The 24,374-nt window shown below is 67.7% G+C and carries 24 protein-coding genes and 1 pseudogene; 15 read left to right on the top strand and 10 right to left on the bottom strand.

From position 1 onward, the window contains the following. Nucleotides 1-138 precede the first annotated feature (138 nt). From ACIRGA_RS05335 to ACIRGA_RS05320, 4 genes are all read left to right on the top strand, one after another. Complete coding sequence (locus ACIRGA_RS05335; RefSeq protein WP_400936726.1) at nt 139-1,983, top strand: acyl-CoA dehydrogenase; 1,845 nt, start codon at nt 139-141, stop codon at nt 1,981-1,983. Nucleotides 1,984-2,107: 124 nt separating this feature from the next. After that, nucleotides 2,108-2,383 (top strand): GlsB/YeaQ/YmgE family stress response membrane protein, encoded by a 276-nt coding sequence (locus ACIRGA_RS05330; RefSeq protein WP_038521682.1) that lies wholly within the window; start codon nt 2,108-2,110, stop codon nt 2,381-2,383. Nucleotides 2,384-2,456: 73 nt separating this feature from the next. Next, the gene (locus ACIRGA_RS05325) at nt 2,457-2,750 is read left to right on the top strand and encodes a GlsB/YeaQ/YmgE family stress response membrane protein (protein WP_037334414.1); all 294 of its coding nucleotides are present in this window, start codon (nt 2,457-2,459) and stop codon (nt 2,748-2,750) included. Nucleotides 2,751-2,772: 22 nt separating this feature from the next. After that, nucleotides 2,773-3,489: a leucine-rich repeat domain-containing protein gene (locus ACIRGA_RS05320; RefSeq protein WP_400936723.1), complete on the top strand. Its 717-nt coding sequence runs from the start codon at nt 2,773-2,775 to the stop codon at nt 3,487-3,489. A 3-nt stretch (nt 3,490-3,492) separates the two neighbouring features. Here ACIRGA_RS05320 and ACIRGA_RS05315 read toward each other — a convergent pair whose 3' ends face one another. The 3 genes from ACIRGA_RS05315 to ACIRGA_RS05305 are packed head-to-tail and all read right to left on the bottom strand — an operon-like array spanning nt 3,493 to nt 7,494. Then, nucleotides 3,493-5,331 (bottom strand): VanW family protein, encoded by a 1,839-nt coding sequence (locus ACIRGA_RS05315; protein ID WP_400936721.1) that lies wholly within the window; start codon nt 5,329-5,331, stop codon nt 3,493-3,495. A gap of 20 nt (nt 5,332-5,351) precedes the next feature. Then, a complete protein-coding gene (locus ACIRGA_RS05310; RefSeq protein WP_007032412.1) occupies nt 5,352-5,645 on the bottom strand; it encodes a co-chaperone GroES in 294 nt (97 codons plus the stop codon). A 40-nt stretch (nt 5,646-5,685) separates the two neighbouring features. Next, nucleotides 5,686-7,494 (bottom strand): NHL domain-containing thioredoxin family protein, encoded by a 1,809-nt coding sequence (locus ACIRGA_RS05305; protein WP_400936826.1) that lies wholly within the window; start codon nt 7,492-7,494, stop codon nt 5,686-5,688. Between the two features lie 179 nt (nt 7,495-7,673). Between ACIRGA_RS05305 and ACIRGA_RS05300 the strand changes: the two genes are divergently transcribed. Continuing rightward, a complete protein-coding gene (locus ACIRGA_RS05300) occupies nt 7,674-8,243 on the top strand; it encodes a hypothetical protein (protein ID WP_400936718.1) in 570 nt (189 codons plus the stop codon). A gap of 267 nt (nt 8,244-8,510) precedes the next feature. On the opposite strand, the gene ACIRGA_RS05295 is transcribed toward ACIRGA_RS05300, so the two are convergent. Beyond that, a complete protein-coding gene (locus ACIRGA_RS05295; protein ID WP_400936716.1) occupies nt 8,511-8,975 on the bottom strand; it encodes an SRPBCC family protein in 465 nt (154 codons plus the stop codon). Between the two features lie 35 nt (nt 8,976-9,010). After that, nucleotides 9,011-11,356, bottom strand: coding sequence for an oxidoreductase (locus ACIRGA_RS05290; RefSeq protein WP_400936714.1), 2,346 nt, complete (start codon nt 11,354-11,356; stop codon nt 9,011-9,013). A gap of 276 nt (nt 11,357-11,632) precedes the next feature. Here ACIRGA_RS05290 and ACIRGA_RS05285 point away from each other — a divergent pair, with 276 nt between their 5' ends. The 7 genes and pseudogenes from ACIRGA_RS05285 to ACIRGA_RS05255 all read left to right on the top strand — a co-directional run bounded on the left by ACIRGA_RS05285 (nt 11,633) and on the right by ACIRGA_RS05255 (nt 16,243). Beyond that, complete coding sequence (locus tag ACIRGA_RS05285; protein WP_400936712.1) at nt 11,633-12,244, top strand: DUF3558 domain-containing protein; 612 nt, start codon at nt 11,633-11,635, stop codon at nt 12,242-12,244. After that, nucleotides 12,141-12,593 (top strand): annotated as a pseudogene (locus ACIRGA_RS05280) (hypothetical protein); the annotation flags it as partial. The gene ACIRGA_RS05285 and the pseudogene ACIRGA_RS05280, both read left to right, overlap by 104 nt. Nucleotides 12,594-12,696: 103 nt before the next feature. Next, a complete protein-coding gene (locus ACIRGA_RS05275; RefSeq protein WP_400936710.1) occupies nt 12,697-12,951 on the top strand; it encodes a DUF3558 domain-containing protein in 255 nt (84 codons plus the stop codon). A gap of 235 nt (nt 12,952-13,186) precedes the next feature. Further along, nucleotides 13,187-13,690 carry a hypothetical protein gene (locus ACIRGA_RS05270; protein WP_400936708.1) on the top strand — a complete coding sequence of 168 codons (504 nt, stop codon included), beginning with the start codon at nt 13,187-13,189 and terminating at the stop codon, nt 13,688-13,690. 30 nt (nt 13,691-13,720) lie between these two features. Next, nucleotides 13,721-14,293: a DUF3558 domain-containing protein gene (locus tag ACIRGA_RS05265; RefSeq protein WP_400936706.1), complete on the top strand. Its 573-nt coding sequence runs from the start codon at nt 13,721-13,723 to the stop codon at nt 14,291-14,293. Between the two features lie 110 nt (nt 14,294-14,403). Beyond that, a complete protein-coding gene (locus ACIRGA_RS05260; protein ID WP_400936704.1) occupies nt 14,404-15,498 on the top strand; it encodes a hypothetical protein in 1,095 nt (364 codons plus the stop codon). Between the two features lies 1 nt (nt 15,499). Further along, nucleotides 15,500-16,243: an ESX secretion-associated protein EspG gene (locus ACIRGA_RS05255; protein WP_400936702.1), complete on the top strand. Its 744-nt coding sequence runs from the start codon at nt 15,500-15,502 to the stop codon at nt 16,241-16,243. On the opposite strand, the gene ACIRGA_RS05250 is transcribed toward ACIRGA_RS05255, so the two are convergent. The 3 genes from ACIRGA_RS05250 to ACIRGA_RS05240 all read right to left on the bottom strand — a co-directional run bounded on the left by ACIRGA_RS05250 (nt 16,240) and on the right by ACIRGA_RS05240 (nt 18,681). Continuing rightward, the gene (locus ACIRGA_RS05250) at nt 16,240-16,995 is read right to left on the bottom strand and encodes an amino acid ABC transporter ATP-binding protein (protein ID WP_400936700.1); all 756 of its coding nucleotides are present in this window, start codon (nt 16,993-16,995) and stop codon (nt 16,240-16,242) included. The two genes, ACIRGA_RS05255 and ACIRGA_RS05250, sit on opposite strands and share 4 nt — an antisense overlap. Then, a complete protein-coding gene (locus tag ACIRGA_RS05245) occupies nt 16,992-17,795 on the bottom strand; it encodes an amino acid ABC transporter permease (protein ID WP_400936698.1) in 804 nt (267 codons plus the stop codon). The genes ACIRGA_RS05250 and ACIRGA_RS05245 overlap by 4 nt, the downstream gene beginning before the upstream one ends. Nucleotides 17,796-17,865: 70 nt before the next feature. Beyond that, a complete protein-coding gene (locus ACIRGA_RS05240) occupies nt 17,866-18,681 on the bottom strand; it encodes a basic amino acid ABC transporter substrate-binding protein (RefSeq protein WP_400936696.1) in 816 nt (271 codons plus the stop codon). A 148-nt stretch (nt 18,682-18,829) separates the two neighbouring features. Between ACIRGA_RS05240 and ACIRGA_RS05235 the strand changes: the two genes are divergently transcribed. From ACIRGA_RS05235 to ACIRGA_RS05225, 3 genes are read left to right on the top strand one after another with little or no spacing between them, the layout of a single operon-like run. Then, entirely contained in the window at nt 18,830-20,491 is a 1,662-nt protein-coding gene (locus tag ACIRGA_RS05235; RefSeq protein ID WP_400936694.1) for a circularly permuted type 2 ATP-grasp protein, read from the top strand. Nucleotides 20,492-20,503: 12 nt separating this feature from the next. Further along, on the top strand, nt 20,504-21,451 hold the full coding sequence (locus ACIRGA_RS05230; protein ID WP_400936692.1) for an alpha-E domain-containing protein: 948 nt from the start codon (nt 20,504-20,506) through the stop codon (nt 21,449-21,451). Then, on the top strand, nt 21,448-22,290 hold the full coding sequence (locus ACIRGA_RS05225) for a transglutaminase family protein (protein WP_073845853.1): 843 nt from the start codon (nt 21,448-21,450) through the stop codon (nt 22,288-22,290). Before ACIRGA_RS05230 ends, ACIRGA_RS05225 begins: the two co-directional genes overlap by 4 nt. Here ACIRGA_RS05225 and ACIRGA_RS05220 read toward each other — a convergent pair. Together ACIRGA_RS05220 and ACIRGA_RS05215 are read right to left on the bottom strand one after the other, a co-directional pair. Then, the gene (locus ACIRGA_RS05220) at nt 22,287-23,291 is read right to left on the bottom strand and encodes a FecCD family ABC transporter permease (protein ID WP_400936690.1); all 1,005 of its coding nucleotides are present in this window, start codon (nt 23,289-23,291) and stop codon (nt 22,287-22,289) included. The two genes, ACIRGA_RS05225 and ACIRGA_RS05220, sit on opposite strands and share 4 nt — an antisense overlap. After that, complete coding sequence (locus tag ACIRGA_RS05215; protein WP_400936688.1) at nt 23,288-24,253, bottom strand: FecCD family ABC transporter permease; 966 nt, start codon at nt 24,251-24,253, stop codon at nt 23,288-23,290. Before ACIRGA_RS05215 ends, ACIRGA_RS05220 begins: the two co-directional genes overlap by 4 nt. Nucleotides 24,254-24,374: the final 121 nt, after the last annotated feature.

The following is a 24,374-nucleotide window of genomic DNA, read 5'->3' as shown; positions in this document are numbered from 1 at the left end:
GACCCCCCATATTGCTGATTTCCACATCACAACAGTGGCCATTCACTTGCCGCCGGTTACCCACAGGTAATATCCTGATGTTACCGGCGAGTAGGGACGTGTGCCCGGCCGGGGAGCCGAACACATTGGAGTGACGAAATGGGCCACTACAAGAGCAACGTCCGAGACCTGGAGTTCAACCTCTTCGAGGTCCTCGGCGTGCAGGACCGCCTCGGCAAGGGCGTCCTCGCGGAATCCGACGAGGAGACCGCCCGCGGCGTGCTGACCGAGCTGAACAAGCTCGCTTCCGGTCCCCTCGCCGACTCGTACGCCGACGCGGACCGCAACCCGCCGGTGTACGACCCGAAGACCTTCTCGGTGAAGATCCCCGAGTCGTTCAAGAAGAGCTACCAGGCGCTGATGGACGGCGAATGGTGGCGGCTGGGCCTGCCGAACGAGCTGGGCGGCTTCGGCCTGCCCCCGACCGTGCAGTGGGCCGCGGCCGAGCTGATCCTCGGTGCCAACGCGCCGCTGTTCATGTACATGGCGGGCCCGAACTTCGCCGGCATCGTCGACAAGAACGGCACCGACGAGCAGAAGCGCTGGGCGCAGATCATGATCGACCGCGGCTGGGGCGCCACCATGGTGCTCACCGAGCCGGACGCCGGTTCCGACGTCGGCGCCGGCCGCGCCAAGGCCGTCAAGCAGGAGGACGGCTCCTGGCACATCGACGGCGTGAAGCGGTTCATCACCTCGGCCGAGAACGACATGGTCGAGAACATCATGCACCTGGTGCTGGCCCGCCCCGAGGGTCCCGGCATCGAGACCCGCCCCGGCACGAAGGGCCTTTCGCTCTTCCTGGTGCCGAAGTTCCACTTCGACGGCGAGACCGGTGAGCTGGGCGAGCGCAACGGCGCCTTCGTCACCAACGTCGAGCACAAGATGGGCATCAAGGCCTCCACCACCTGCGAGCTGACCTTCGGCCAGCACGGCACCCCCGCCAAGGGCTGGCTGCTCGGCGAGGTGCACGACGGCATCGCGCAGATGTTCCAGGTCATCGAGTACGCCCGCATGATGGTCGGCACGAAGGCCATCGCGACGCTCTCGACCGGCTACCTCAACGCGCTCGAGTACGCCAAGGAGCGCGTCCAGGGTTCGGACCTGCCGAACATGCTGAACAAGGCCGCGCCGCGCGTCACCATCACCCACCACCCGGACGTCCGCCGTTCGCTGATGCTGCAGAAGGCGTACGCCGAGGGCCTGCGCGCGGTGTACCTCTACACGGCGACCTTCCAGGACCAGGTGTGGACCGGCGAGGGCGACGAGGCTTCGCAGAAGATCGCGCACGGCGTCAACGACCTGCTGCTGCCGATCGTCAAGGGCGTCGGCTCCGAGCGCGCGACCGAGCAGCTCGTGCAGTCGCTGCAGACCCTCGGCGGGTCGGGCTTCCTGCAGGACTACCCGATCGAGCAGTACATCCGTGACGCGAAGATCGACTCGCTGTACGAAGGCACCACGGCCATCCAGTCGCTGGACTTCTTCTTCCGCAAGATCGTGCGCGACAAGGGTGCTTCGCTGGCCTACGTCGCCGGGGAGATCACGAAGACCATCGAGTCGGAGATCGGCAACGGGCGGCTCAAGAACGAGCGCGGTCTGCTCAAGCAGGCGCTCGAGGACACTCAGGGCATGCTCGGCTCGCTGATCGGCTACCTGACCTCGTCGCAGGAAGACCCGCAGAACATCAACAAGGTCGGCCAGCACACGGTCCGCCTGCTGATGTCGGTCGGCGACCTGCTCATCGGCTGGCAGCTCATCAAGCACGCCGAGGTCGCCATCGGCAAGCTCGACGCGGGCGCGTCGGCGAAGGACGTCCCGTTCTACGAGGGCAAGCTCGCCGTGGCGTCGTTCTTCGCGAAGAGCGTGCTGCCGGAGCTGACGTCGCGCCGCGCGATCGTCGAGGCCGCGGACAACAGCCTCATGGAAATCCCCGAAGCCGCGTTCTAAACGGTTTCGTGACGAAGAGCCCTCTCCGGCCAGGAGAGGGCTCTTCGTGGTTTCGAGGGGGTTTTCCGGGGGAATGTCCGTGCTGAGTCCGCCCCTCGGCGGAGACCTCGGCAAAGGAGTCTCAATGACAGTCACCGGCATCATCACGGCGATCGTGGTCGGTTTGATCCTCGGGGTGCTCGGCAGGTTCTTCGCCCCCGGCAAACAGTCCATCCCGATCTGGCTGACCATCGTCGTCGGTATCGTCGCCGCCTTCATCGGAACCGCGATCGCCCGTGGGCTCGGCTACGCGGACACGAAGGGTTTCGACTGGCTCGAACTCATCACCCAGATCGTCATCGCCGGTATCGGGGTCACCCTGGCCGCGAACCTCTACGGACGTCGCGGTGTCACCCGGTAAGGGGTCTTGAGGCGCGACGAGCCGGTTTCGGTGTCACCGTGGGTTCACTCGATTCTCCAGCGAAGGAGGGACCATGTTGGGTGGCCTTTGGGGCATCATCACCACGATCGTGGTCGGGCTGATCCTCGGCGTCATCGGCCGGATGATCGCGCCCGGCGATCAGAAGATCCCGATGTGGCTGACGATCGTCGTCGGCATCGTCGCCGCGTTCATCGGCAACTGGCTGGCCGGCGTGTTCGGCGTCCGTGACACCGCGGGCATCGACTGGATCCGGCACGCCTTCCAGGTCGGCGCGGCCATCGTCGGCGTCATCGCCGCGGCCGCGATCTACGCCAAGGTCAAGGGCGGCCACCGCGCCGCCACCTGACCGAGGACTACGGTCGGCCCCTGTGACCACTCGACTCGAACTCGGTGGCCAGGGGCTGACCTCCCTGCCCGATATCTCCCTCTCGCCGGCGCTGGAGTACCTGGACCTGTACGACAACCGGCTCACGTCCGTTCCCGACGAGCTGTGGTCGCTGTCCGAACTCCGCGTGCTGAATCTCGCCACCAACCGGCTGACCTCCGTCTCGCCTTCGATCGGCGCCTTGCGGAAGCTGCACACGCTGGACCTGGGACACAACGAATTCTCCGCCCTGCCGGACGAGATCGGTGAGCTTTCCGGACTGACCGAATACCTCTACGTGAGCGACAACCGGCTGACCGAGTTCCCCGCCGCGCTGTGCTCGCTCGGGCGGCTGAAATACCTGGGGTGCACGGACAATCGGATCGCCACACTCCCCGACGACCTGTCCGGGCTCGCCTCGCTGCGCGAGTTCCGCTTGTACGGCAACGGTTTGACTGAAATACCGGAGTCGATGGGGACGCTTTCCGCGCTGCGCGAGCTGCATCTGCGGAAGAACCGGCTGACCTCCCTGCCGTCCTCGATCGGCGACCTGAGCGAGTTGCGTCAGCTGGACCTGCGGGAGAACCGGCTCACCTCACTGCCGGAATCCCTCACCCGGCTGTCCAAATTGGACAAACTGGATCTGCGGTGGAACAAGGAACTGCGAGAGCCTCCGTGGCTCGCGGACTTCGAAGCGCGAGGCTGCATGGTGCTGCGGTGAAGCTCAGCCGCAGATGATCGCGGGCCTCGGCGAGTAGGTCGCGTTACGGGTCTCCCGGCGAACCTCCGTACCGGTGACGACGTCGACGAGGACGCGGGTGTCCGAGGTACCGAACCCGGCCGCGCCGGGATCCGGGACGCAGCCGGGCCCCGAGCCCATCTGCACCGGCTGGGGGACGTAGGAGTGCCGTTCGCCGCCGACGCTCTGCACGGAAAACCGTTTCGTGCCCCAGATCCGCACCGTCACCGAGCCGTTGGCGGGGATCACCTGGATCGCGATCCCCGTCGGGGCGTCGTTGACGATCTGCAGCTCGACCGGCGAACCGTCGGCGTTGATCGCCTTGGCGTCGCGCGCGACCGGATACCGGTCCAGGTAGTGGTCGTGCTCCAGATGACCGCCGTCGGCGAGGCCCGCCAGGTACGCGGCGTTGTAGAGCGTCGTCGCGAGCTGGGAGACACCGCCGCCCACCACGACCGGCCCGGTGCCGTCCTCGTTCACCGGGGCGGGGACGTAGCCCGCGTCCGCCGTCCTCGGCCCGGACCGCGCGCCGAGGCTGAACCGCTCGTTCGGCTTCACGATGGCGCCGGAGACGCTGGTGGCCAGCGTTTGCACGTTCGTCATCGACGGCCCGCTCAGGCCCGACGTGGTGAACTCGCCGATGACCTCCTTGATGCCGAGGACGTTCGCCGCCTCGGTGCTGACGGCCGGGCTGCTGGCGTCGTAGACCGCTTTCAGCTCCCGCTCGTCGCTCTTGGCGAGCGTCGAGGTCAGCGAGGAGAACGTGAGGTCCCAGTTGACCTTCCTCGCGTCCTTCGACGGCTGGACCGCCGGCCTGTCGCCGACGAAGACGATCTGCGCGTCCGCCCCGTCGGTCTCGGTCTCCTTGAGCTGCGGCTGCGCGGCCGCCCGCAGTTTGCCCTGGTCGATACGCACTTCGAGGTTGCCGTCGTCGCGCGCGGCGAACTGGAAGGAACGTGCGATCACGTCCGGTTTCAGCGTCGCGTCCTTGCCTTCACCGCGGATGACCAGCGGCTTCGCGACGGCCGGGACGACGATCTTGACGAGCGCCGCGTGCACCCCCGGCGAAGTCGCCTTCACCGGCGCGACGTTCACCTTGAACTCGACACCGTTGTCGCTCAGCCAGCCGTCGGTGACCGCGGTGACGGCCTCCTTGACGTCGGCGAGCGTCTGCCCGTTCCGCGGTTCGACCGCGGCCGGGACGACACCGCCGTCGGTGCCCGCGACCGGCTGGAAGGTGATGTTCCCTTCGACCGGCGGGCGGTTCAGCTTCGTGGCGGCGAGGTCCGAGACGGCCTTTTCGAGCTTCGGCGCGTCGGTCCAGGTGACGACGCCGACCTCGCGGCTGCTGAAGAACGACATCAGCCGCGTGTACGGGCTCAGCGGCTGGTGACCGGCGCGCCCCAGGGTCTGGGGCCAGTCCAGGCCGAGGCCGGACGACGTCGGGTACAGGACCGTGCGGACGTCCCCCGCCCGCACCCGGACCGGCTCGATCAGCCTCGGCTCCAGCTCACGGCGAAGCTTCGACTCGGCCTCCTTGTGCGTGAGACCGCCGACGTCGATCCCCGCGACCGTGACACCGCGCGGGACGTCTCCGGCGCTGACGATCAGATCGACCGCGTACGCCAGCACGAACAGGCCCATGAGCACGCCGGTGACCATGAGGGCCTTGCCGAGCCGCCTGCGGAACTTCGACGCGGGCGTCTGCGGCGGATGGACCACCCTGTCGCCCTCGAAGAGCTCGTCCACCAGGCCCTGGTCGGGGTCCGGGAGGAGATCGTCGGTGAACGGGTCGGCACCCGGCTCGTCATGGTCTTCGCGCACCGCCCCTCCCGTGGCTCGAGCTACAGGTACAACCCCGTGCCGTGTTCGGTCCGTTCGGTCGCCACGGCGTGGATGTCGCGTTCCCGCATCACCAGGTGCCCCTCGCCCTGGATCTCGACCTCGTGCTGGTCGTCCGGGTTGAACAGCACACGGTCGCCGGTCTTGACGTTCCGCACACTGTTGCCCACGCCCAGTACATCACCCCACGCGAGCCGCCGCGCCACTTGCGCGGTGGCGGGGATGACGATGCCGCCGGAACTTCGGCGCTCCCCGTCCTCGGGGGACAGCTTCACGAGCACCCTGTCCTGCAGCATCTGAATCTCGAGTTTCGGCCGATCTGACACGAGTACGACTCTACTTACCCGGGTCGCCGGCCATGACCAGGCTCAGCACGCTTTCTCCGCCGTTTTCGAACCGCACCGGCACGCCCCAGTCCTGCCGGGTGATGCGGCAGGCGGGATGCTCGCCGCCGTCATCACAGCTCGCCGCCTGCGCGACGACCTGCAGCACGCCTCCGGTGACGCCCTCGGCGAAGCGGAGCTTGCGGAACAGGTCCGTGCCCACTCCGGCGCCGTCGGCGAGCAGCTCCGGCGGCGACGCGCTGATCTCCAGCCGTGTCGACGGGCCGAACCGGTCGTCGAGCTTCTCGCCGGGCGGCGGGGTGAAGACGACGGAGAACTCCAGCTCACCCGGCGCCAGCACGGTCGGCGGACGGCGGACCGCGTGCGCGTCCCCGGCCACGGCCTGCTCACCGAGCGGCACCGGCCCGATCCGGCCGCCCGCCGACTCGACGACCAGCAGTTCGCCGTCGTGCACCAGCAGACCGGACGGCTCCGCGAGCCCGGTCGCGAGCGTGGTCACCTGGCGGGTGAGCGGGTCGTAGCGGCGGATGGCGCCGTTGTAGGTGTCGGCGATCGCGACGGTGTCGCCGGGCAGCACCGCGAGGCCGAGCGGATGCTGCAGGAGCGCTTTGTCGGCGGATCCGTCGACGTGGCCGAAGGAGAACAGGTCGACGCCGACCGCGGTGTGCACGGTGAACGTCTCGCCCTCGGGCTGGATCCAGCGCAGCGCCGACGTCTCCGCGTCCGCGAGCCACAGCTTCTGCCCATGGGGCGTCAGACCGGACGTCTGCGCGAAGAACGCTTCGTGGACGTCGCCGTCACGCAGACCCTCGACGGTTGTGCCCGCGAAGCGGCGAATGGTGCCCGAGACCGGCTCAAACACGCTCAGCGTGTGGTTGCCAGCCATGGCGACCACGACGCCGCCAGCGGGGCCCCACCAGGCGACGTCCCAGGGGCTGGTGAGGTCGATGTCGAGCGCCTTGCCGGTGTCGACGCCGTCGCGCCACTGGCGGCCGGTGCCGGCGACCGTGGAGACCTCGCCGGTGATCAGGTCGATACCGCGCAGCCGGTGCCCGGCCGTGTCGGCGACGACGGCGTGATAGCCCGCACGCTCGGCGACCTCGTACGGCAACAGGGTGATCCCGGACGGCTCGGTGAAACTCGCCAGGTCGAACGGACCGTCCTGCGCGCCACGCTCTCCGCTGCCGAAGCGGCGGATGATCGTCTCGCCGTCGGACGCGAACTCGACGATGGAGTGGTTGCCGGTGTCGGCGACCAGGATGCGGCCTTCGGCGGTGGTGACAGCCTTGCTCGGGAACCGCAGCTCGGTGCGCTGCTCCTCGGCCGGCACGTACGGGCTACCGCCGCGGCGCAGTGTGCCCTTGGCCTCGTGGGTCGCGACGAGATCGGCGATCACCCGGCGCAGCGCCTCGGCGTGCCCCTCGCCGGCGGCGACGTGGACGACGTACCCCTCGGGGTCGACGACGACCAGCGTCGGCCACGCCTTGACGGCGTATTGCGACCAGGTGGCCATCTTCGGATCGTTGAGGACCGGGTGGTGCACCTCGTAGCGCCGCACGGCGGCTTCGATCGCGGCCGCCTCACCCTCGTGCAGGAACTTGGGCGAATGCACGCCGATGGTCACCAGGACGTCGGCGAACTCGGCCTCCAGCGGGCGCAGCTCGTCCAGCACGTGCAGGCAGTTGACGCAGCCGCTGGTCCAGAAGTCCAGCAGGACGACGCGGCCGCGCAGCCCGGCGAGTGTGATCCGCTCGCCGCCGGTGTTGAGCCACCCGTCACCGGCGAGCTCTGGCGCGCGCACGCGGGACTGCGTTCGTGGGGAAGTCACGACATGAGTGAACTACACCGATCGCCGCTCTGTTCCGAGGTCCAGGCGTTGAGAGGGCGAGCTCACCCCTCGGGAGGAGCCTCATGTGGGTGATGAGGGAGTGGTGTTAAAAGGGAAGGCGCCTTCGCGTTGCGCAATTTAGGCTCGAACACATGTCCACTGTTGAGCACGCCTTCACCATCGAGGAGGCACACGACCTCCAGGCGAGCTTGGCCGAACCCGTGCGTCCCGGGTTGAGCGAGGCCGAGCTCGACGACGTCGAAGCCCGCTTCGGCTTCCGGTTCGCCGCCGACCACCGCACCTTCTTGTCAGCCGGGGTGCCGATCGGCGACCGCTGGCCGGACTGGCGCTGCGGCAACCCCGACCAGCTGCGGAAACGCCTGGACTGGCCGGTCGACGGGGTGCTGTACGACGTCGAACACAACGGCTTCTGGCTGCCGGACTGGGGCATGCGCCCGATCGACCTCGCCGACGCGCTTTCGCGGGCCCGCTCGCAGCTGGCGCTCGCCCCGCAACTGGTGCCCGTCTGCGGGCATCGGTATCTGCCCGGGATCGCCGGGAGCACGGGATATCCGGTGCTGTCGGTGTATCAGACCGACATCGTCTACTACGGCTACGACCTGCGGGGATACCTGCGGCACGACTTCTGCGGCCAGCCGCTGGGGCCGCCGCCGGCGGACGGGCCGCGGCACGTCGAGTTCTGGTCGCGGTTCCTCGAGTGAGCGGCTTGGGCGTTGCGTCGCTGCCCCCAATGTGGCATTGGGGACGCTGGATGTCTCCGATGTGGCATTGGGGGCATCAGCCCTGCCGGGCAGCGGCAGCTCGGGACCGCGGCAAGGATCGATGAACGGACCGTTCATGTCTTGAGTTTGCGCGGTTCGACCACTACATGTGGTTGCTTCACGCGCGAGCTGTCACCACATGTGCCCCTGGTGGTAGCAAAGGTCCCTTGCTCTTTTCGGTGATTTGGGACTCGCCGTGGTATGGGGTCAGGACTCGGCGGCGACCTTCAGCCGGGCCAGCGTCGCGGCGATGTTCGCCCGGTTGGCGTCGTCCCGCTTCCAGACCCCGGTGAACAGCGACGTCGGCCCGCGAAGCCAGCCCGGCCGCCGGTCCCACGTGCTTTCGACGGCCACACAGCCGTCACCCGAAGCCTCGATGTCGTACTGCCAGCGCGCGACGGGAAGCCCCGCGAAAGTGGTCACCTCGAACGCGAACCGCTTGCCCTCGTCGGCGTCCGTGATCGTCGAGAGAGTGCTCCAACGACGGATCCCGTGGCGATTGCGGCCGCGGAACTTGGCGCCGACGGCAGGCTCCTTCGCCGCACCGACCCAGCGGTGCCCTTCGTATTCCTCGGCCATGCCCGCGAGCGCGCCCGGGTCGCTGACCAGGGCGTACACCTTCTCGGGCGGGGCGGCGATCGCAATCTCACCGGTGGCGCTGGGCTCCGTCATGACGTACCTCCGTACTGAGGGTATGTGAAATACCCTCAGTTGTCGCGGCGGAGCATGCGGCTTATGCCTGCCGCCACCGTCGTCGCCAGCACCCAGCCCGAAGCGGTGAACCCGGCCGCGACCCAGTTGTCCATGCCGTGCATGTACCAGCGCGACTTGTTGCCGAAGTCGACGATCGGGACCAGCAGGTCGATCGTGTACAGCACCGGATTCCACTGCAGTCCGGTGTCGTCCTGGTTGACGAGGCACCGCGGCCCGCTCACCGTGAGCTTCGGATTGGTGATGCAGTCGTCGACGCCGAGCCCGAACCACAGGCTGCCCAGCACGAGCAGCGTCAGCAGCCAGCCGAGCGCACGCACCGGACGGAAGCCGTAGCCGACCATCGACCGCTGCAACCAGCTCCACACGTGCACGCCGGGCCCGAAGAACTTGAAGCCCTTCGCGAGCGCCTCGTACCGGAACTGCTGTTTCTTCAGCAGCACCGTGGACGCGTGCTCTTCATTACCGGACGCGCGCAGCGTCGCCGCCAGCTGGTCGTACGGCCCCGGCCGGTAACCGTCCATCGCCTTGCGCAGCAACACGATCCGATGGTCGATCGCCCGGTCGTCGTCGAGCGCGATGTCCTCCTGCAGCGCGTCGTACCGGAAATCCTCCAGCTCGATCCCCGTCGCCGACGCCCAGAACGCCTCGTTGTCGCCCAGCGTCCCGCAATGCGCCCGCCGCAGCACGATCCGGCCGTCCGGCGGAACGGCGGGTGTGAGCAGGAATTCGTCGGCCGACACATCACTGCCGTCGAGCGCGATCCCATGCTGTGGCAGGGAACCGAGCCGCGCACCGCGGAAGTCGACGCGTCGCGCGACCTGCGCGCCGTCGAGGTTGACCCCGCCCTGCGCGACGAACGGACGTTCCTTGTTCTCGGTGAGGATCAGGTCCCGGCCGATCCGCGCGGTGCGGACGTCCAGCGAGTAACTGGTACGCGTGCGCGCGCCGGGCTCGGTCAGGCTCGTGCCGAAAAGGTTCACGCTGCCGCCGATCTCGGCGCCCTGCAGCCGCAAGGTGCCCTGGACGGTCGCGTCGGTGAGCTGGAAGTTGCCCGCGATCTTCGCGCGCCGCGCGGAAAAGACGTCACGGCGCGGATGCAGGAACATCGAGTTCCACGCCAGGACGTTGCCACCGACGGTGATGTCGGCCATGCGCAGCTGCCCGGACGGCACCCGCAGGCTCGTCGCCTCGAGATCGCCGCCGATGGTGGTCCCGTCGAGGTGGATCGCGCGGTCGTAGTAGGGAATGCTCTGCCCGCGGACGACCTGGACCTCGGCGCCAGCCAGCCGCAGCGAACCGCCGATGCGGGCGTTGACCATCCGCAGCGTCCCGGTCGCCTGCATGCCGTCGCTCAGCTCGAGGTTTCCCTTGACCGTCGAGCGATCCGCGACCAACGCCGGCCGCGGATCGATGTACGGATCGTTCGACTTCCACGCGTCGACGACGATCGGCCCGGACTGGTTCACCGAAAGCCGGGCCTCGCGGAAAATGACGTCACTGTCCACAGTGGCGCTCGGCAGGAACATGATCCCACTGGCGGAGAAGCGTTTCCGTTGCGCGGCGGGCCCGTAGTTGTCCACTTCGCACAGCAGGCTGCCGCCGATGTGGATCCCGTTCCCGTTGAGCGCGAAGCCGTCCCGGTTGTTCAGCGTCGCGCCGGAGAAGTTGACGTTACCGCCGGCCCGCATACCCGGGATGCGGACTTCCCCGTTGGCCACCAACCGATACGCCAACAGCGCACCGACGATGTTGACCCGGTCGGCCTGGATCGCCTTGCCGCGCGGATGGGTGATCACCGTGCGGGTCAGCACGACCGAACCCTCGATGACCGCGTCGGTGAGATTGACCGCCGCGTTCGGCATCCCGCGCTCGCGATCGTCGCCGCGCTGGACCGTGGTCTCCTCGATCTCGTGCTCGGCGTCGACGTGCACGACACTGCGGATGAGGCGGACGTCGTTGCGGGTACGGAGGTTGCGCGCCTTGAGCCCGGGCAGCCAGCACTTGCGGAACACGAGCCCGAGCAGATGCGCCTCGCGGACGTCCGGCGGATGCTCGAACCGGCACCGTTCGAAGCGGAACAGGTACTTGATGTCGGCCGCGCGCAGATCGAGCGTGCCGGTGATGTACGCGTCCTCGACCTGCACGATCGGCGCGTTGGTCGCCTGGCGACGCCACCGGAGCAGCCCCGTCGTCCCCGGCTTCATCAACTCGGACGCCGGGACCTCGTACCGCTTGTCGGGGTTCGGGTCGAACGGGTCGAGCGGCGGCAGGGACGTGTCGCCGTTCTGGTCACCTTCCCCCGGATCACGCGGCCCGTTGTTGCGCCGAAAGCCCGGCATCGTTTCGCTTCCCTCCCCCGTCGTTCCTCGGCCCCCAGCGAAGCCGATCACGCACGGGATCCGCAAGTGGCCCAGCACAGTAGACCGGAAGATGCCACGGGATCACGACGGCAGAACGGCCGCCCCCGGTTCCGGACCAGGCCGTTCTCGTCGGCGCCGGTGATCTTGGCCGGTTTCGGCGTCGGGGCGGCGGTTCGCTGCTACGGTCACTCAGCGGAGTCGGCAGTGGACTACGGGTAGGCCGCGCCCTTCGCGGCCCGTGCGGGGAGGCACGACATGAAGCGTTTCTTGCTCTTGGCAGCGGCAGCATCACTCTTGACCGGTGGTTGCGGCACACAGGTGACCGGAACCGCGACGACGAGCGTGCCGTCTTCGGCTCGACTTCCGTCCGACGGGGCGCCGGCGGTGACGATCCCGATCACCGACACCGCGGCCGTCGAGGCGGACCCGTGCAGCGCCATCCCGACGGCCGAGATCGAGGCGATCGGCGGCAAGGTCGAGCGCTCCGAGTTGGAGGCACTGACCATGGGAAAAGCTTGCGCCTGGATTTTCCAAGAAGGGGCGAACACTGTCAGCGCCGGGCTCGTAACTGGAAACAAGGACGGCCTAAGCGCCTTGTATTCACAGAACGCGGCTGGCGGCCTGACTACCTTCAAACCGGTCAATCCGGTTAACGGGTACCCGGCAGTCATCTACGCCAACGGCGGAGAGGGCAGAGGAACCTGCACTCTTGCCGTCGGTGTTCGAGATGATCTCGTCTACACCGTCATCCCGCGCCTGGGCGATGATCATCCTTCTTCCTCAGACCCATGCGGGATGGCAACCAAGGTCGCCGCGGCCGCCATCAGGAACCTCAATGAATGTCAGCACCTCACCCCACCGAACTGAGGCATCTCCACATCTAGTCTTCCGGCTTCCCATTGCGAGGTCGACGATTCGGAACGAACCGAACGCTTTCGAAATACAGAAAGGTAGTTTCAATGGGGGTACGCCCAACTCTTTTGTCTTGTCGACGGCAGCCCTGCTAATCGGCGCTTGCGGTAATTCCGGTAACACCAACTCAACAATAACGGCCTCGTCGCCATCAGCCGAGCAGTCGACTTCGCTACCGCGAGCGGGAGCCCCGGCCGTGCAGAGTCCGTTGAAGACCGACCTATTGACCACCGATCCCTGCGGCGCTGTTACGAAGTCCGAGATCGAGGGCGTGGGAGGAGCACTGAAAAGCGCGAAGGCCGAAGACATTGCAGGCGGGCGGGGCTGCGCCTGGATTTTCGCCAACTCCGCAGGGAACGTCAGCGGCGCGTTGAACGTCAGCCAGCCCAACGGCCTCAGTCATCTCTATGCGCTCGAAGCGCAAGGTAGCGGCGTCACGACCCTTCAACGTCCTGCCGAACATCGCTGGATATCCGGCGGTCCAGTACGCGAATGGCGGCGAAGATCCAGGCGCTTGCCAGCTCGCGGTCGGGCTCCGCGACGACATGACGTACGTCCTGGTCACGCAGCTGCGTCGTGCAAGCCCTTACCTGGACGACCCGTGCGGATTGAGCGTGAAGATCGCCGAGTTCACCATCAAGCATCTGAAGATGACTCAATGACTGCAGCATGGTGTATGCCTCTACACCATTCGTCGATGCGTCCCGCACTCAAGATGTCACAAAGGGGCCATACAGGATGAAACGCCCATCAGGAGATGGTGAGACTGTCTTTCGAGAGTGATCTTCCACGAACCAGCTGATCACCGCCCGACCTGCTGCTATCGTCACCGGTTGGAGTCAATGGCGAACTACGGGTAGGCCGCCCCCTTCTGCGGCCCGTGCGGGGAGGCACGACATGACAGGACCGGGAAGCGGCCCTCAGGGGATCTACAACCAGCTGAACACGACGCCGCCGCAGGCACCGCCCCCAGGCTCGGGGCTGGTCCAGGGCGCCACTGCGGCACCGGCGCAGACACCCGCGCCGGACTACACCAACCTAGGCGCCAATCAGGCCCAGGCGGACTTCGCCGCGGCGTCGTCGAACGGCGGCTGGGAATTCGACTCCGAGGCCATGAGCAAGGTCATCAAGTCGCTCGAGGACTGTATCGAGAACAACTTCAGCAGCGCCATGAGGGAAGCCGCACACCTGACCGGAATCGACGCGATGGGTGACGAGGTCGCCAGCCAAGGCTACGTCAAGATAGCGAATGAGTCAGGAGCCTCTTACCAAACGTTCCTGGACGGCGCGCGCAAGTTCACCAGGGCTTATGCCGACAAGCTAGTGGAAATCAAGACGGCGTACGAAAAGCAAGACCAGGCAGCGATCGACGCTCTCCGTTCTGTTGGAAAGGCACTCTGAATGCGCGCTCGACTCGTCTCCGTTCTCACTGTGGCCGCCGTGCTCACGGCCGGTTGCAACGGGGAAACCGGCGGTAAGGCCGAGCCGTCGACACCTCAGCCTGACGCCACGACCCTCCCGCGCGCGGGAGCCCCCAAAGTGACAACCCCGTTGAAGACGGAAAAGCTCACGAACGAACCCTGCAGCGCCGCGACCGACTCAGAGATCGAAGGCATTGCCGGGAAGGTGAAGAGCTCGAAGGTGGAACAGATCGCGGGCGGCCCGACGTGCTCCTGGGTCCTCGCCGACCTCGCGGGCTCGATCAATGGCGGCCTGAACGTCAGCCAGCCCGAAGGCTTGAGCCATCTCTACGCTCTCAAGCAACAGGGCAGCGGTGTCACGACGTTCAAGCCCTTGCCTGACATCGCCGGATATCCGGCCGTCATCTTCGCGAACGGCGGCGAAGGCGCGGGCAATTGCAACCTGGCTGTCGGACTTCGCGACGACATGATGTACACCGTGGTCACCGCTCTGTTCGACGACAGCCCTGCCTACAACGACCCCTGCGGTACCAGCGTGAAGCTGGCCGAGTTGGCGATCCAACGTTTGAAGGCGGCCCAATGACCTACAGCGGTTGGGAAATCTTCACCAAACTCAATGCCAACCCGAACCACACAAAACGGTTGGACGCAGCGCAGGTCGCTTCCCATCACCTGATGGTCGCTCATCAGGAAATGAGCAAGACGCTGGAGTCCAGCCAGGCCACGCTCAGCGCGTTCTGGAAGGGCAAAGCCGCCGACAGCGGCGTAGCAGGCCTCGCCCCGCTCATAGCGACTTCCAAGCTCGCGGCCGAGAACATGGACCGCGCTCGTCAGTCGATGTTCGACCAGAACGCCTCTTTCCATTACACGCGCGGCAATGTCCGTCCGGTCGAGAAGGAGCGCGCGGGGGACAGCGGGCCTGAGGACATCCTGTCCATCGGGGCGAGCGACGACGAGATCGCGGCCGCGAAGTTCGACGCGGACACCAAGCACAACGTCGAGATCTACGAGCCGTACTACCAGAGCACCCAGCCGCGGCAGCAGTCGCTCGCGCCGGCCTATCCGGCCGCGCACGATCCGAACGTCTCCGCCGGGCCGATCACGCCGGATCCGGTCGATCCCGGTCAGACCAAGGTCAGCGGGTTCAGCGGCGGGCCTGGCGACTCCGGCGGGCGGCACGGGAGTCCCGCCGGGTACACGGGCGGGCCGAGCTCCTACAGCGCGCCTCCTGGGGCCGAGGGGTATCAGGCGCCGCGGCCGCCGCAGGTTCCGCAGCCGCCGAGGATGCCGCAAATGCCACGGCCGCTGCCGTCTCCGCGGCCGAACGACGGGACCGACCTCTCCTCGGTCCGGGGCGGCCCCAGGATGCAGCCGGGCGACTTCCGGCCGCCCGCGTTCGGTCCCGGAAACGGCGGGCCCGGCGGTGGCGGCAACGGATTCGGCCCGGGAACGGGCGGGTTCAGCGGCGGATTCGGGCCCGGTGGCGGTTTCGGGCCGGGTGGCTCCGCGGGCGGGCCGGGGAGCATGGGGCCCGGTCGTGGTGTCGGCGCGGGCATGCCCGGCGAAGGCGCGATGCGCGGGCTGGCCGGGACACCGGCGGGCGGCCCCGGGGCAGGGCGTCCTGGTGCGCCGGGAATGGGTGGCGGCGGAATGGGTGCCGGCAAAGGCGGCAAGGGTGGCGAGGACGAGGAGCACCAGCGCAAGATCACGCTGCAGGAAGAGGACGGCGATTCCCTCTTCGGCGGCTACGACGGGGACAAGCCTGTCCCGCCGGTGATCGGCGCGTAACGTGCTGCGGAAACCCGTCGATCTGACGCTCCAGACCTACGAAACCCTGCTGGACCAACACAATCTCGGCGACATCCATCCGACGCTCGTCCGTGGCGCGCAGTGGTACCTGCCCGAGGAACGTCGCGAGCTCGCCGCGACCGCGCAGTCCGAATTGGACGGACAGGGCCTGCTCAGGCGTGGCCGGATCGACGACGAATTCCTCGACACGCTGCGTTTCCTGCAGCGGCCGGCGGTTGAGTACTACTCGTGGGTGAAGTCCGAGGGGCGTGAGCGGACCGTTCGCGCCGCGGGAAGTGGCCGGGAAGCGGTCAAGGTCGTCTTGGTCGACAAGGTCGTCTACCTGACACCGACGCGGCCGGACACGCTGGCGCAGGATTTCACCGGCATGCTCCCCGAGGCCGCCCCCGCGCGCACGCCGTCGTTGAACTGCTCGGAAGCCGATCTGCAGGTCCTGATGAAGGGCGAAATGCTGACCGGCACCAGCCCGAGTATCCGCGACGCCAAGAAGATCCTCCAGTGGATCCGGTCGCCGCACACCTTCTTCGGACGGCTTTACGTCGCCATCCGTGACGGCGGCGGCAACCGGAAACGCGTCGAGCGGCCGCCGGGCTGGATGGACACCGAACACGGCCGCGTCGTGTTCGGCCCGGACGCCAAGGGCTGGGTGAGCCTCATGGGCGCCGGGCCGCACGAAATCGTCGCCAAGGTGGTCCAGCTGGAGTCGGAGCTCCGCGGGCGTTAGCCCTGGTGGTTCGGGTTCAGGACCCGCGAGAGGAACGTCTTCGTGCGTTCCTCCTGCGGGTCCCCGATCACCTGGTCCGGCGAGCCGTGCTCGACGACGACGCCGCCGTCCATGAACAGCACGATGTCGGCCACCTCCCGCGCGAACTGCATTTCATGCGTGACGACGAGCATCGTCATGCCCTCCTGCGCGAGCTGCCGCATGACCGCGAGGACGTCGCCGACCAGTTCCGGGTCCAGCGCAGACGTCGGTTCGTCGAACAGCATGACGTCGGGGTCCATCGAAAGCGCCCTGGCGATCGCGACGCGCTGCTGCTGACCGCCGGAAAGCTGTGTCGGCAGCGACGTTTCCTTCTCCGCGAGCCCGACCTTCGCGAGGTTTTCCCGCGCGATGCGCTCCGCCTCTTCCTTGCCGCGCTTCAACACCTTGCGCTGCGCGACGGTGAGGTTGTCGAGCACGCTCAGATGCGAGAAGAGGTTGAACGACTGGAAGACCATGCCGATCTTCGTGCGGGCGCCGTCGATGTCGACGTCCGGGTCGGTGATCTCGCTGCCGTTGACGACGATCTTGCCCTGCTGCGGTTCCTCGAGGAGGTTGACGCAGCGCAGCAGCGTCGACTTGCCCGAGCCCGACGGGCCGATGATGCAGACGACCTGGCCCCGCTGGACCTCCAGGTCGATGCCCTTGAGCACCTCGAGCTCGCCGAACGCCTTGTGCAGTCCCGAAACTTCGACGATCGTCTGGGTGCTCATACCGTTCCTCCGCCGGGCACTCCGGCTCCGTATTTCTTCTCTAGCCGCTGCTGCAGGATCGACAGCGGGATGGTGATGACCAGATAACACAGACCGGCGACGACGATCGGGGTCAGGCCCTTGGCCTCCAGCAGCGCCTGGCGGCTGAACTGCGCGAGTTCCTGCTGCGCCGGGGTGGTGCCGAGCAGGAACGCCAGCGACGAGTCCTTCGTCAGCATGATCAGCTCGTTCGCCAGCGGCGGCAGGATGATCCGGAACGCCTGCGGGATCACGACGGTGATCATCGCGCGTGCGGGGGACATACCGAGCGAACGCGCGGCCTCGACCTGTCCACGCGGCACCGCCTGGATACCGGCGCGGATGGTCTCCGCCATGTACGCCGAGGACACGATGCCCAGCGCCAGCATGATCGCGACGTTGCGCGGCACCTGCGTGTTGAACGCCGTGGGCACACCGATGCCGACGGCGAGGAAGATCAGCAGCGCGGGCAGGCCGCGGAAGAACTCGATGTACCCGCGCGCGAACCAGCGGTACGGGCCGACCGAGGAAAGTCTCATCAGGGCGAGCAGGAGGCCCAGCCCGAGACCGAGCACGAAACCGAGCGCGGTGAAGACGACGGTGTTCTTCAGCGCGACCGTGATCACGTCGGGGAACTGCTTGGCGGCGACATCGAGATCGAAGAACGCCTTGCCGATCTTGCTCCAGTCGGCCAGCAGCGCGAGCACGATGACGATCACCAGCAGCAGGACGTATTGCCCGGTCCGGAACGCCGAACGTCGCTGGCGGCGGCTCAAAGCCATTTCTCTCCTCAAACAGGTGGCGACAAGCCTGTGGCCGGTGCGCTGGCACCGGCCACAGGAGAGCTGATTATCAACCGGCGGTCGGGCTGCCCGGCTGCCAGGTCGGCGCCTTGCCGAACCACTTCTGGTAGATCTGCGCGTAGGAACCGTCCGCCACGGACGCCTTGAGCACCTCGTTGACCTGGCCGAGGAGGGCGCTGTTGCCCTTCTTCACGCCGATGCCGTAGAACTCGTTCGTCTTGAACTCGGTGACGACCGTCGTGTCCGGGTTCGTCTTCGCGAAGTCGTAGAGCACGCCGTTGTCGTTGACGCCCGCGTCGACCGTGCCGTTCTTGACGGCCTGCTCCAGCAGCGCGAGGTCGTCGAAGGTGACGATCTCGGCGCCCTTGGCCTTCTCCTTGGCGTAGTCGGCGCCGGTGGTGGCCGACTGGACACCGATCTTCTTGCCCGTGACGTTGGAGAAGTCCTTGATCGGCGAACCGGTCTTGACCAGCAGCGCCTGGGTCGCCTCGAAGTACGGGTCGGAGAAGTCGAACTTCTCCTTGCGCTTGTCGGTGATCGTCATGCCGGCGGCGGCGAGGTCGCACTGGCCACTGTTCATCGCTTCGCCGGACTCGATGTTCTCGAAGGCGATGTCGACGATGCTCTGCTCGACACCCAGCTTCTTGCCGACCAGGTCGACCAGGTCGACGTCGAAGCCGACGATCTTGTCGCCCTGCTTGACCTGGAAGGGCTGGTAGGGCAGGTGCGTGCAGGTGGTGACCTTGCCGGACGCGACGAGCTGGACGCCGCCGGCCGCGGTTCCGCCTTCCTCGCCGCACGCGGACAGCGCACCCGCGGCCAGGGCGAGCGCCGGGATCAGGGCGAGCGCTTTGAATCGAGCCACGTCGTCACTCCTCGTAGTTCCCATGTGTCGAGAGCACGCATATTGCCACTCATCCGGCGGCAATCACAGCACTACGACGTTACAGCGCCGTTTCGGCCGTCACGGGCGTTGCATGAGGTATCGCGCCGGCATGGCAGGGTGAGCGAGTATGGCGACCATGAACAACAACTCGGCGCCCCGGCTCCCACCTGCGGGCCGACGCGCGCGGACGACGACGTCGGCGCGGCGCGCGGCGAAGCCCGGGGCCCAGTTCGACGGCTATCTTTCGCCGTCCCGGCCGCACGCGGGCGCGTACGACGAGATGTTCACCGCCGACGGCACGGTCCGCCAGCCGTACCGCGCGCTGTACGAATCGATCTCCGCGCTGACGTCGGCGGACCTTTCGTCCCGGTCTGCGGCGATCGACCGGGCCATGGTGGATCAGGGCATCACCTTCTCGCTGTCCGGTCAGGAACGCCCGTTCCCGCTCGACCTGGTGCCGCACGTGATCACCACCGCCGAATGGAGCAAACTCGAACGCGGTGTGGCGCAACGGGTCCGCGCGCTCGAAGCGTTTCTCGCCGACGTGTACGGCGACCGGCAGATCCTGCGTGACGGCGTTCTCCCGCGACGGCTGATCACCTCGTGTGAGCATTTCCAGCGCGAGGCGTTCGGGATCAACCCGCCCAACGGCGTCCGCATCCATGTGTCCGGTGTGGACCTGGTGCGTGACGAGGAGGGCACCTTCCGGGTACTGGAGGACAACCTCCGCAACCCGTCCGGCGTGTCGTACGTGATGGAGAACCGCCGCACGATGGCGCGCGTGTTCCCGGATCTGTTCGCCCAGCACCGGGTGCGCCCCGTCGGCGATTACGCCTCGCATCTGCTGCGCGCGCTGCGGGCCGCGGCCGCCGCGAACGTCGCCGACCCGATGGTCGTCGTGCTCACGCCCGGCGTGCACAACTCCGCGTACTTCGAGCATTCGCTGCTGGCCCGGCTGATGGGGGTCGAGCTGGTCGAAGGCCGCGACATGTTCTGCCGCGACAACGTCGTCTATCTGCGCACCACCGAGGGCGAGCGGCAGGTCGACGTCATCTACCGGCGGATCGACGACGAGTTCCTCGATCCGGTGCACTACCGGCCCGATTCCGTGCTCGGCGTGGCCGGGGTCCTGAACGCGGCGCGCGCGGGCAACGTGGTGATCGCGAACGCGGTGGGCAACGGCGTCGGCGACGACAAGCTCGTCTACACCTACGTGCCCGAGATGGTGAAGTACTACCTCAACGAGAAGCCGCTGCTGCCCAACGTGGACACCTTCCGGTGCTGGCTGCCGGACGAGTTCGACCACGTCATGCGGCATATGGACGAGCTGGTGATCAAACCGGTCGAGGGTTCGGGCGGATACGGCATCGTGTTCGGCCCGGAGGCGACGCAGGCCGAGCTGACCGCGCTGAAGCGGAAGGTGCGGGCGCACAAACGCGGCTGGATCGCCCAGCCGGTGGTCCAGCTGTCCACCGTTCCGTCCAAAGTGGACGATCGGCTGGCGCCGCGGCACGTCGACCTCCGCCCGTTCGCGGTCAACGACGGCAAGGAGATCTTCGTCCTGCCGGGCGGGCTGACCAGGGTCGCGCTCCCCGAGGGCAGCCTGGTGGTCAACTCGTCGCAGGGTGGCGGATCCAAGGACACCTGGGTGCTGGCGCCGCGGTCGTCGACGGCGGAGCGAGAGCTGGAACGGCCCGCGCTCGGCGCGCTGTCCCAAGTGGACGGTCTGGTCGCCGAGCAGGGCCCCGAGCTGACCACCACCCAGCAACAACAGCAGCAGCAGGCATAAAGGGAGGTTGATGTGCTCGCCCGCAACGCGGAATCGCTGTACTGGATCGGCCGGTACGTCGAACGTGCCGATGACACCTCCCGGATCCTCAACGTCTCCGTGCATCAGCTGCTCGAAGACGCGAGCGTCGACCCGGACCACGCGAGCCGCCAGCTGCTCGCCGTCCTCGGCATCTCGCCCGAGGGCATGGATTCGCTCGACGTGTGGAAGCTGACCGAACTGGTCGCCTACGCCAAGGACAATCCCGCGTCGATCGTCGGGTCGATCAACTCCGCCCGCGAGAACACGCGCGGCGCCCGCGAGGTCGTTTCGACCGAGCTGTGGGAATGCCTGAACGCGACGTGGAACGCGGTGCCGGACAGGCAGCGGTACGCGCGCCGAGCCGGTCCGCACGCGTTCCTGTCCTTCGTGGAGGAACGCGCGGCGATGTTCGCCGGGCTCGCCGATTCGACGATGAGCCGCGACGACGGCTGGCTGTTCATGGTGCTCGGCCGCTCGATCGAACGCGCGGACATGGTGGTGCGGCTGCTGCTCTCGCGGGTCCAGGACAGCGCGTCGTCACCCGGCTGGATCACCGTGCTCCGTTCGGCGGGCGCGCAGGACACCTACCTGCGGACCTATCGCGGCGCGCTCGACGCCGCCCGCGTCGTGCAGTTCCTGTTGCGGGACACGCTGTTCCCGCGTTCGGTGTTCCATGCGTTGCGGCAGGCCGAGGAATGCCTGGAGCGGCTGGACCCCGGCGTCAACTCGCGCGCCAACGAAAAGTCCGAGGCGCTGCGGCAGCTCGGCCGCGCCCGTAGCGAGCTTGAGTTCCTGCGGCAATCCGATCTGCTGGAGGACCTGCCGGGACGGCTCGGCGCCCTGCAGACCGCGATCAAGGACATCGGCGACGCGGTTTCGGTGCAGTACTTCCATTCGTCGCCTTGGGTGGCCTGGAGCGGTGCGGAGGTTTCGCTGTGACCTGGCAGCTTCGGGTGGCCCACCGGACCGGATACCGGTACGCGACGCCGGCCACGCAGTCGTACAACGAAGCGCGGCTGACCCCGCGATCCGACCGGCGGCAGACGACGGTCGTGAACCGTGTCGAGACGACGCCGGCGACCCGTGCCTACCGGTACACGGATTACTGGGGCACCGTCGTGACCTCGTTCGACCTGCACGCGCCGCACACCGAGTTCACCGTGCTCGCGACGTCGGTGGTCGAGACCGCCGACGAGGGCGAGCCGGTCCGCTCGGCGACGTGGAAGGACCTTCGCGGCGACACCGTCGTCGACCATCGCACCGAGTACCTGACCCCGACGCCGTACACGCCCCGCGATCCGGAGCTGACGAAGGTCGCCCGCGAACTGCGGAAGGGGCTCGACCCGGCGGAGGCCGTGCTCGCGGTCTGCGAATGGGTCAACCAACAGCTCAAGTACCAGCCTGGGACGACCGGTGTGCACAGCACGGCGACCGACGCGTGGCGTGCGCGCGAAGGGGTTTGCCAGGACTTCGCGCATGTCACGCTGGTGATGCTGCGTGCGATCGGCGTCCCGGCGCGCTACGTCTCCGGGTACCTGCACACGAAACCGGAGGCGAAGCTCGGCGAGACGGTCGAAGGCGAAAGCCACGCCTGGGTCGACGTCTGGACCGGCGGCTGGTGGGCCTACGACCCGACGAACGCGATACCGGTGGGGCCGCGGCACGTCTGGGTCGCGTACGGCCGCGACTACGCCGACGTGCCGCCGCTCAAGGGCATCTTCACCGGTGGCGGTCAGTCCACTTTGGACGTCTCGGTGCAGCTGACCCGGCTGACCTAGGTCCGTCGCCGGAGCAACAGCCAGAGCAGGTACGCGCCGCCGAGGGCCGCCGCGACGACGCCCGCGGGCAGCAGCGAGGACTCCAGCAGCCGCTGGCCGAGGTAGTCCGCCGCGACGACCAGTGCCGCCCCGACGACGGCCGACGCCACCAGGTTGGGCCCCGGCAGGCGCGTCATCCGGCGCGCGAGCTGGGGCGCGGCGAGGGCGATGAACGGGAGCGGTCCGGTCGCCGCGGTGGCGGCGGCGACCAGCGCGACCGCGACCAGCACCAGCGTCAGCCGCACGCGGTGGACGTCGACACCGATGCCGGTGGCGGTGTCGTCGCCCATCTCCAGCATGCGCAGCGCACGGCCGTTGACGAACACGATCGGGACGAACACCGCCATCGCGACCGCCAGCGGCACGAAGTAGCTCCAGTCGCGGCCGGAAAGGTCACCGACCAGCCAGCCGACCGCCTGCGCGGCGGCTTCGAGATTCGCCTTCACCAGCAGGTACGAGTTCACGCCGACCAGCACCGCGCTGACCGCGATCCCGAGCAGCACCAGCCGTGAACTCAGCAGACCGTGCGGCGCGCACAACGCCATCACGACCAGCGCGGTCAGCAGCCCGCCCGCCAGCGCGCCGAGCGAGACGAGCCCCGGGCCGGAGCCGAAGAGCAGCAACGTCACGATGCCGCCGGTCGCCGAACCGGTGGTGAAGCCGATGATGTCCGGGCTGCCGAGCGGATTCCGGGTGAGCGTCTGGAAGACGGCCCCGGCGAGCGCCAGCGCGGCACCGACGAGGATCGCGACCAGCACGCGCGGAAGCCGTCCCATGACGACCAGGTACTGCGCCTTCGTCCCTTGGCCGGCCAGGGTCGCGAGCACTTCGCCGGGGCTCATCTCGTAGTCGCCGGTGCCGACCGAAAGCACGACGAGCGTCAGTGTCACCAAGGCCAGCACGGCGACGACGATCAGCGATCGTCCGTCCAAACCGGACTCACGGCGGACGAGCGCGGTCATCGGCGCACCGCCTTCAGCCGTCGGGCCACGATCACGAACGCGATCCCGCCGACGACGTCGGTCATCACACCGACCTGGATCTCGCCCGGCGAGCCGAGCAGGCGGCCGAGGACGTCGCAGCCGAGCAGCAGCACCGGCCCGAGCAGTGCCGAAATCAGCAGCACCCAGCGCTCGTCCTGGCCGATCAGCGACCGGACGACGTGCGGGATCATCAGGCCGACGAAGGCGATCGGCCCGCAGGCCGCGGTCGCCGACGCCGAAAGCAGGCCGACGGCGACCATCCCGGCGACGCGGACGAGCGCCGGATTCGCGCCGAGACCGCGGGCCGTGTCCTCACCCAGCGCCAGCGCGTTCAGCGCGCGGGCCAGCACGATCGCGATCACCACTCCCGCGGCGAAGAACGGCAGCAACACCGACAGCTGATCCAGGTTCCGGTTGACCAGCGAGCCGACCAGCCAGAACCGCATGGCCTGCAGGTTGTGCGTGTTGACCATCTGCATGCCCTGGTTGATCCCGACGAACACCGCCTGGATCGCGACGCCGGCCAGCACCAGCCGCAGCGGGCTAGTGGCGCCCCGCGTCCCGCCGATCACCGAGACCAGCGCGGTCCCCGCGAGTGCCCCGGCGAAGGCGAACCAGACGTACTCGCCGGGCGAAGTCACCGAGAACAGTGTCGAGCCGAGCACGATCGCGACGGCGGCGCCGTGGTTGATGCCGAGCAGGCCGGGTTCCGCGACCGGGTTGCGGGTGATCGCCTGCATGAGCGAGCCCGCCAGCGCGAGCGCCATCCCCACCAGTACGCCCAGCACCGTGCGGGGCAGGCGATCGTCGCGGACGACGACGTCGTTGTAGCTGCCGTCGTAGGCGAAGAGGGCGTGCAGCACTTCGCCGAGCGAAAGGCGATTCGAGCCGAAGCCGATCGACAGCAGGATGACCGCGACGAGCGCTGTCAGGGACCCCACCAGGACCAGCGTTCTCACGGAAACGCTGGTCCGGGGTGATCTGACGCGCTCCGTGACCTGGACCATGACCCTCAGAGTAAGCGAAGGCTAGCCTAACGACGAATTTCGGTCCCTCGGTGAA

It is taken from the genome of Amycolatopsis sp. NPDC102389, from assembly GCF_044765885.1.
Lineage (GTDB): Bacteria > Actinomycetota > Actinomycetes > Mycobacteriales > Pseudonocardiaceae > Amycolatopsis.
The sequence above is the reverse complement of the archived record's forward strand: the minus strand, read 5'-3'. Positions and strand labels throughout refer to the sequence as shown.

Bases quoted from the DNA above. Each gene is read 5' to 3' on its own strand.
- ACIRGA_RS05335 (WP_400936726.1), top strand. From the start codon at position 139: ATGGGCCACTACAAGAGCAACGTCCGAGACCTGGAGTTCAACCTCTTC.
- ACIRGA_RS05330 (WP_038521682.1), top strand. From the start codon at position 2,108: ATGACAGTCACCGGCATCATCACGGCGATCGTGGTCGGTTTGATCCTC.
- ACIRGA_RS05325 (WP_037334414.1), top strand. From the start codon at position 2,457: ATGTTGGGTGGCCTTTGGGGCATCATCACCACGATCGTGGTCGGGCTG.
- ACIRGA_RS05310 (WP_007032412.1), bottom strand. From the start codon at position 5,645: ATGCTGCAGGACAGGGTGCTCGTGAAGCTGTCCCCCGAGGACGGGGAG.
- ACIRGA_RS05300 (WP_400936718.1), top strand. From the start codon at position 7,674: ATGTCCACTGTTGAGCACGCCTTCACCATCGAGGAGGCACACGACCTC.
- ACIRGA_RS05295 (WP_400936716.1), bottom strand. From the start codon at position 8,975: ATGACGGAGCCCAGCGCCACCGGTGAGATTGCGATCGCCGCCCCGCCC.
- ACIRGA_RS05290 (WP_400936714.1), bottom strand. From the start codon at position 11,356: ATGCCGGGCTTTCGGCGCAACAACGGGCCGCGTGATCCGGGGGAAGGT.
- ACIRGA_RS05285 (WP_400936712.1), top strand. From the start codon at position 11,633: ATGAAGCGTTTCTTGCTCTTGGCAGCGGCAGCATCACTCTTGACCGGT.
- ACIRGA_RS05275 (WP_400936710.1), top strand. From the start codon at position 12,697: ATGCGCTCGAAGCGCAAGGTAGCGGCGTCACGACCCTTCAACGTCCTG.
- ACIRGA_RS05270 (WP_400936708.1), top strand. From the start codon at position 13,187: ATGACAGGACCGGGAAGCGGCCCTCAGGGGATCTACAACCAGCTGAAC.
- ACIRGA_RS05260 (WP_400936704.1), top strand. From the start codon at position 14,404: ATGAGCAAGACGCTGGAGTCCAGCCAGGCCACGCTCAGCGCGTTCTGG.
- ACIRGA_RS05250 (WP_400936700.1), bottom strand. From the start codon at position 16,995: ATGAGCACCCAGACGATCGTCGAAGTTTCGGGACTGCACAAGGCGTTC.
- ACIRGA_RS05245 (WP_400936698.1), bottom strand. From the start codon at position 17,795: ATGGCTTTGAGCCGCCGCCAGCGACGTTCGGCGTTCCGGACCGGGCAA.
- ACIRGA_RS05235 (WP_400936694.1), top strand. From the start codon at position 18,830: ATGGCGACCATGAACAACAACTCGGCGCCCCGGCTCCCACCTGCGGGC.
- ACIRGA_RS05220 (WP_400936690.1), bottom strand. From the start codon at position 23,291: ATGACCGCGCTCGTCCGCCGTGAGTCCGGTTTGGACGGACGATCGCTG.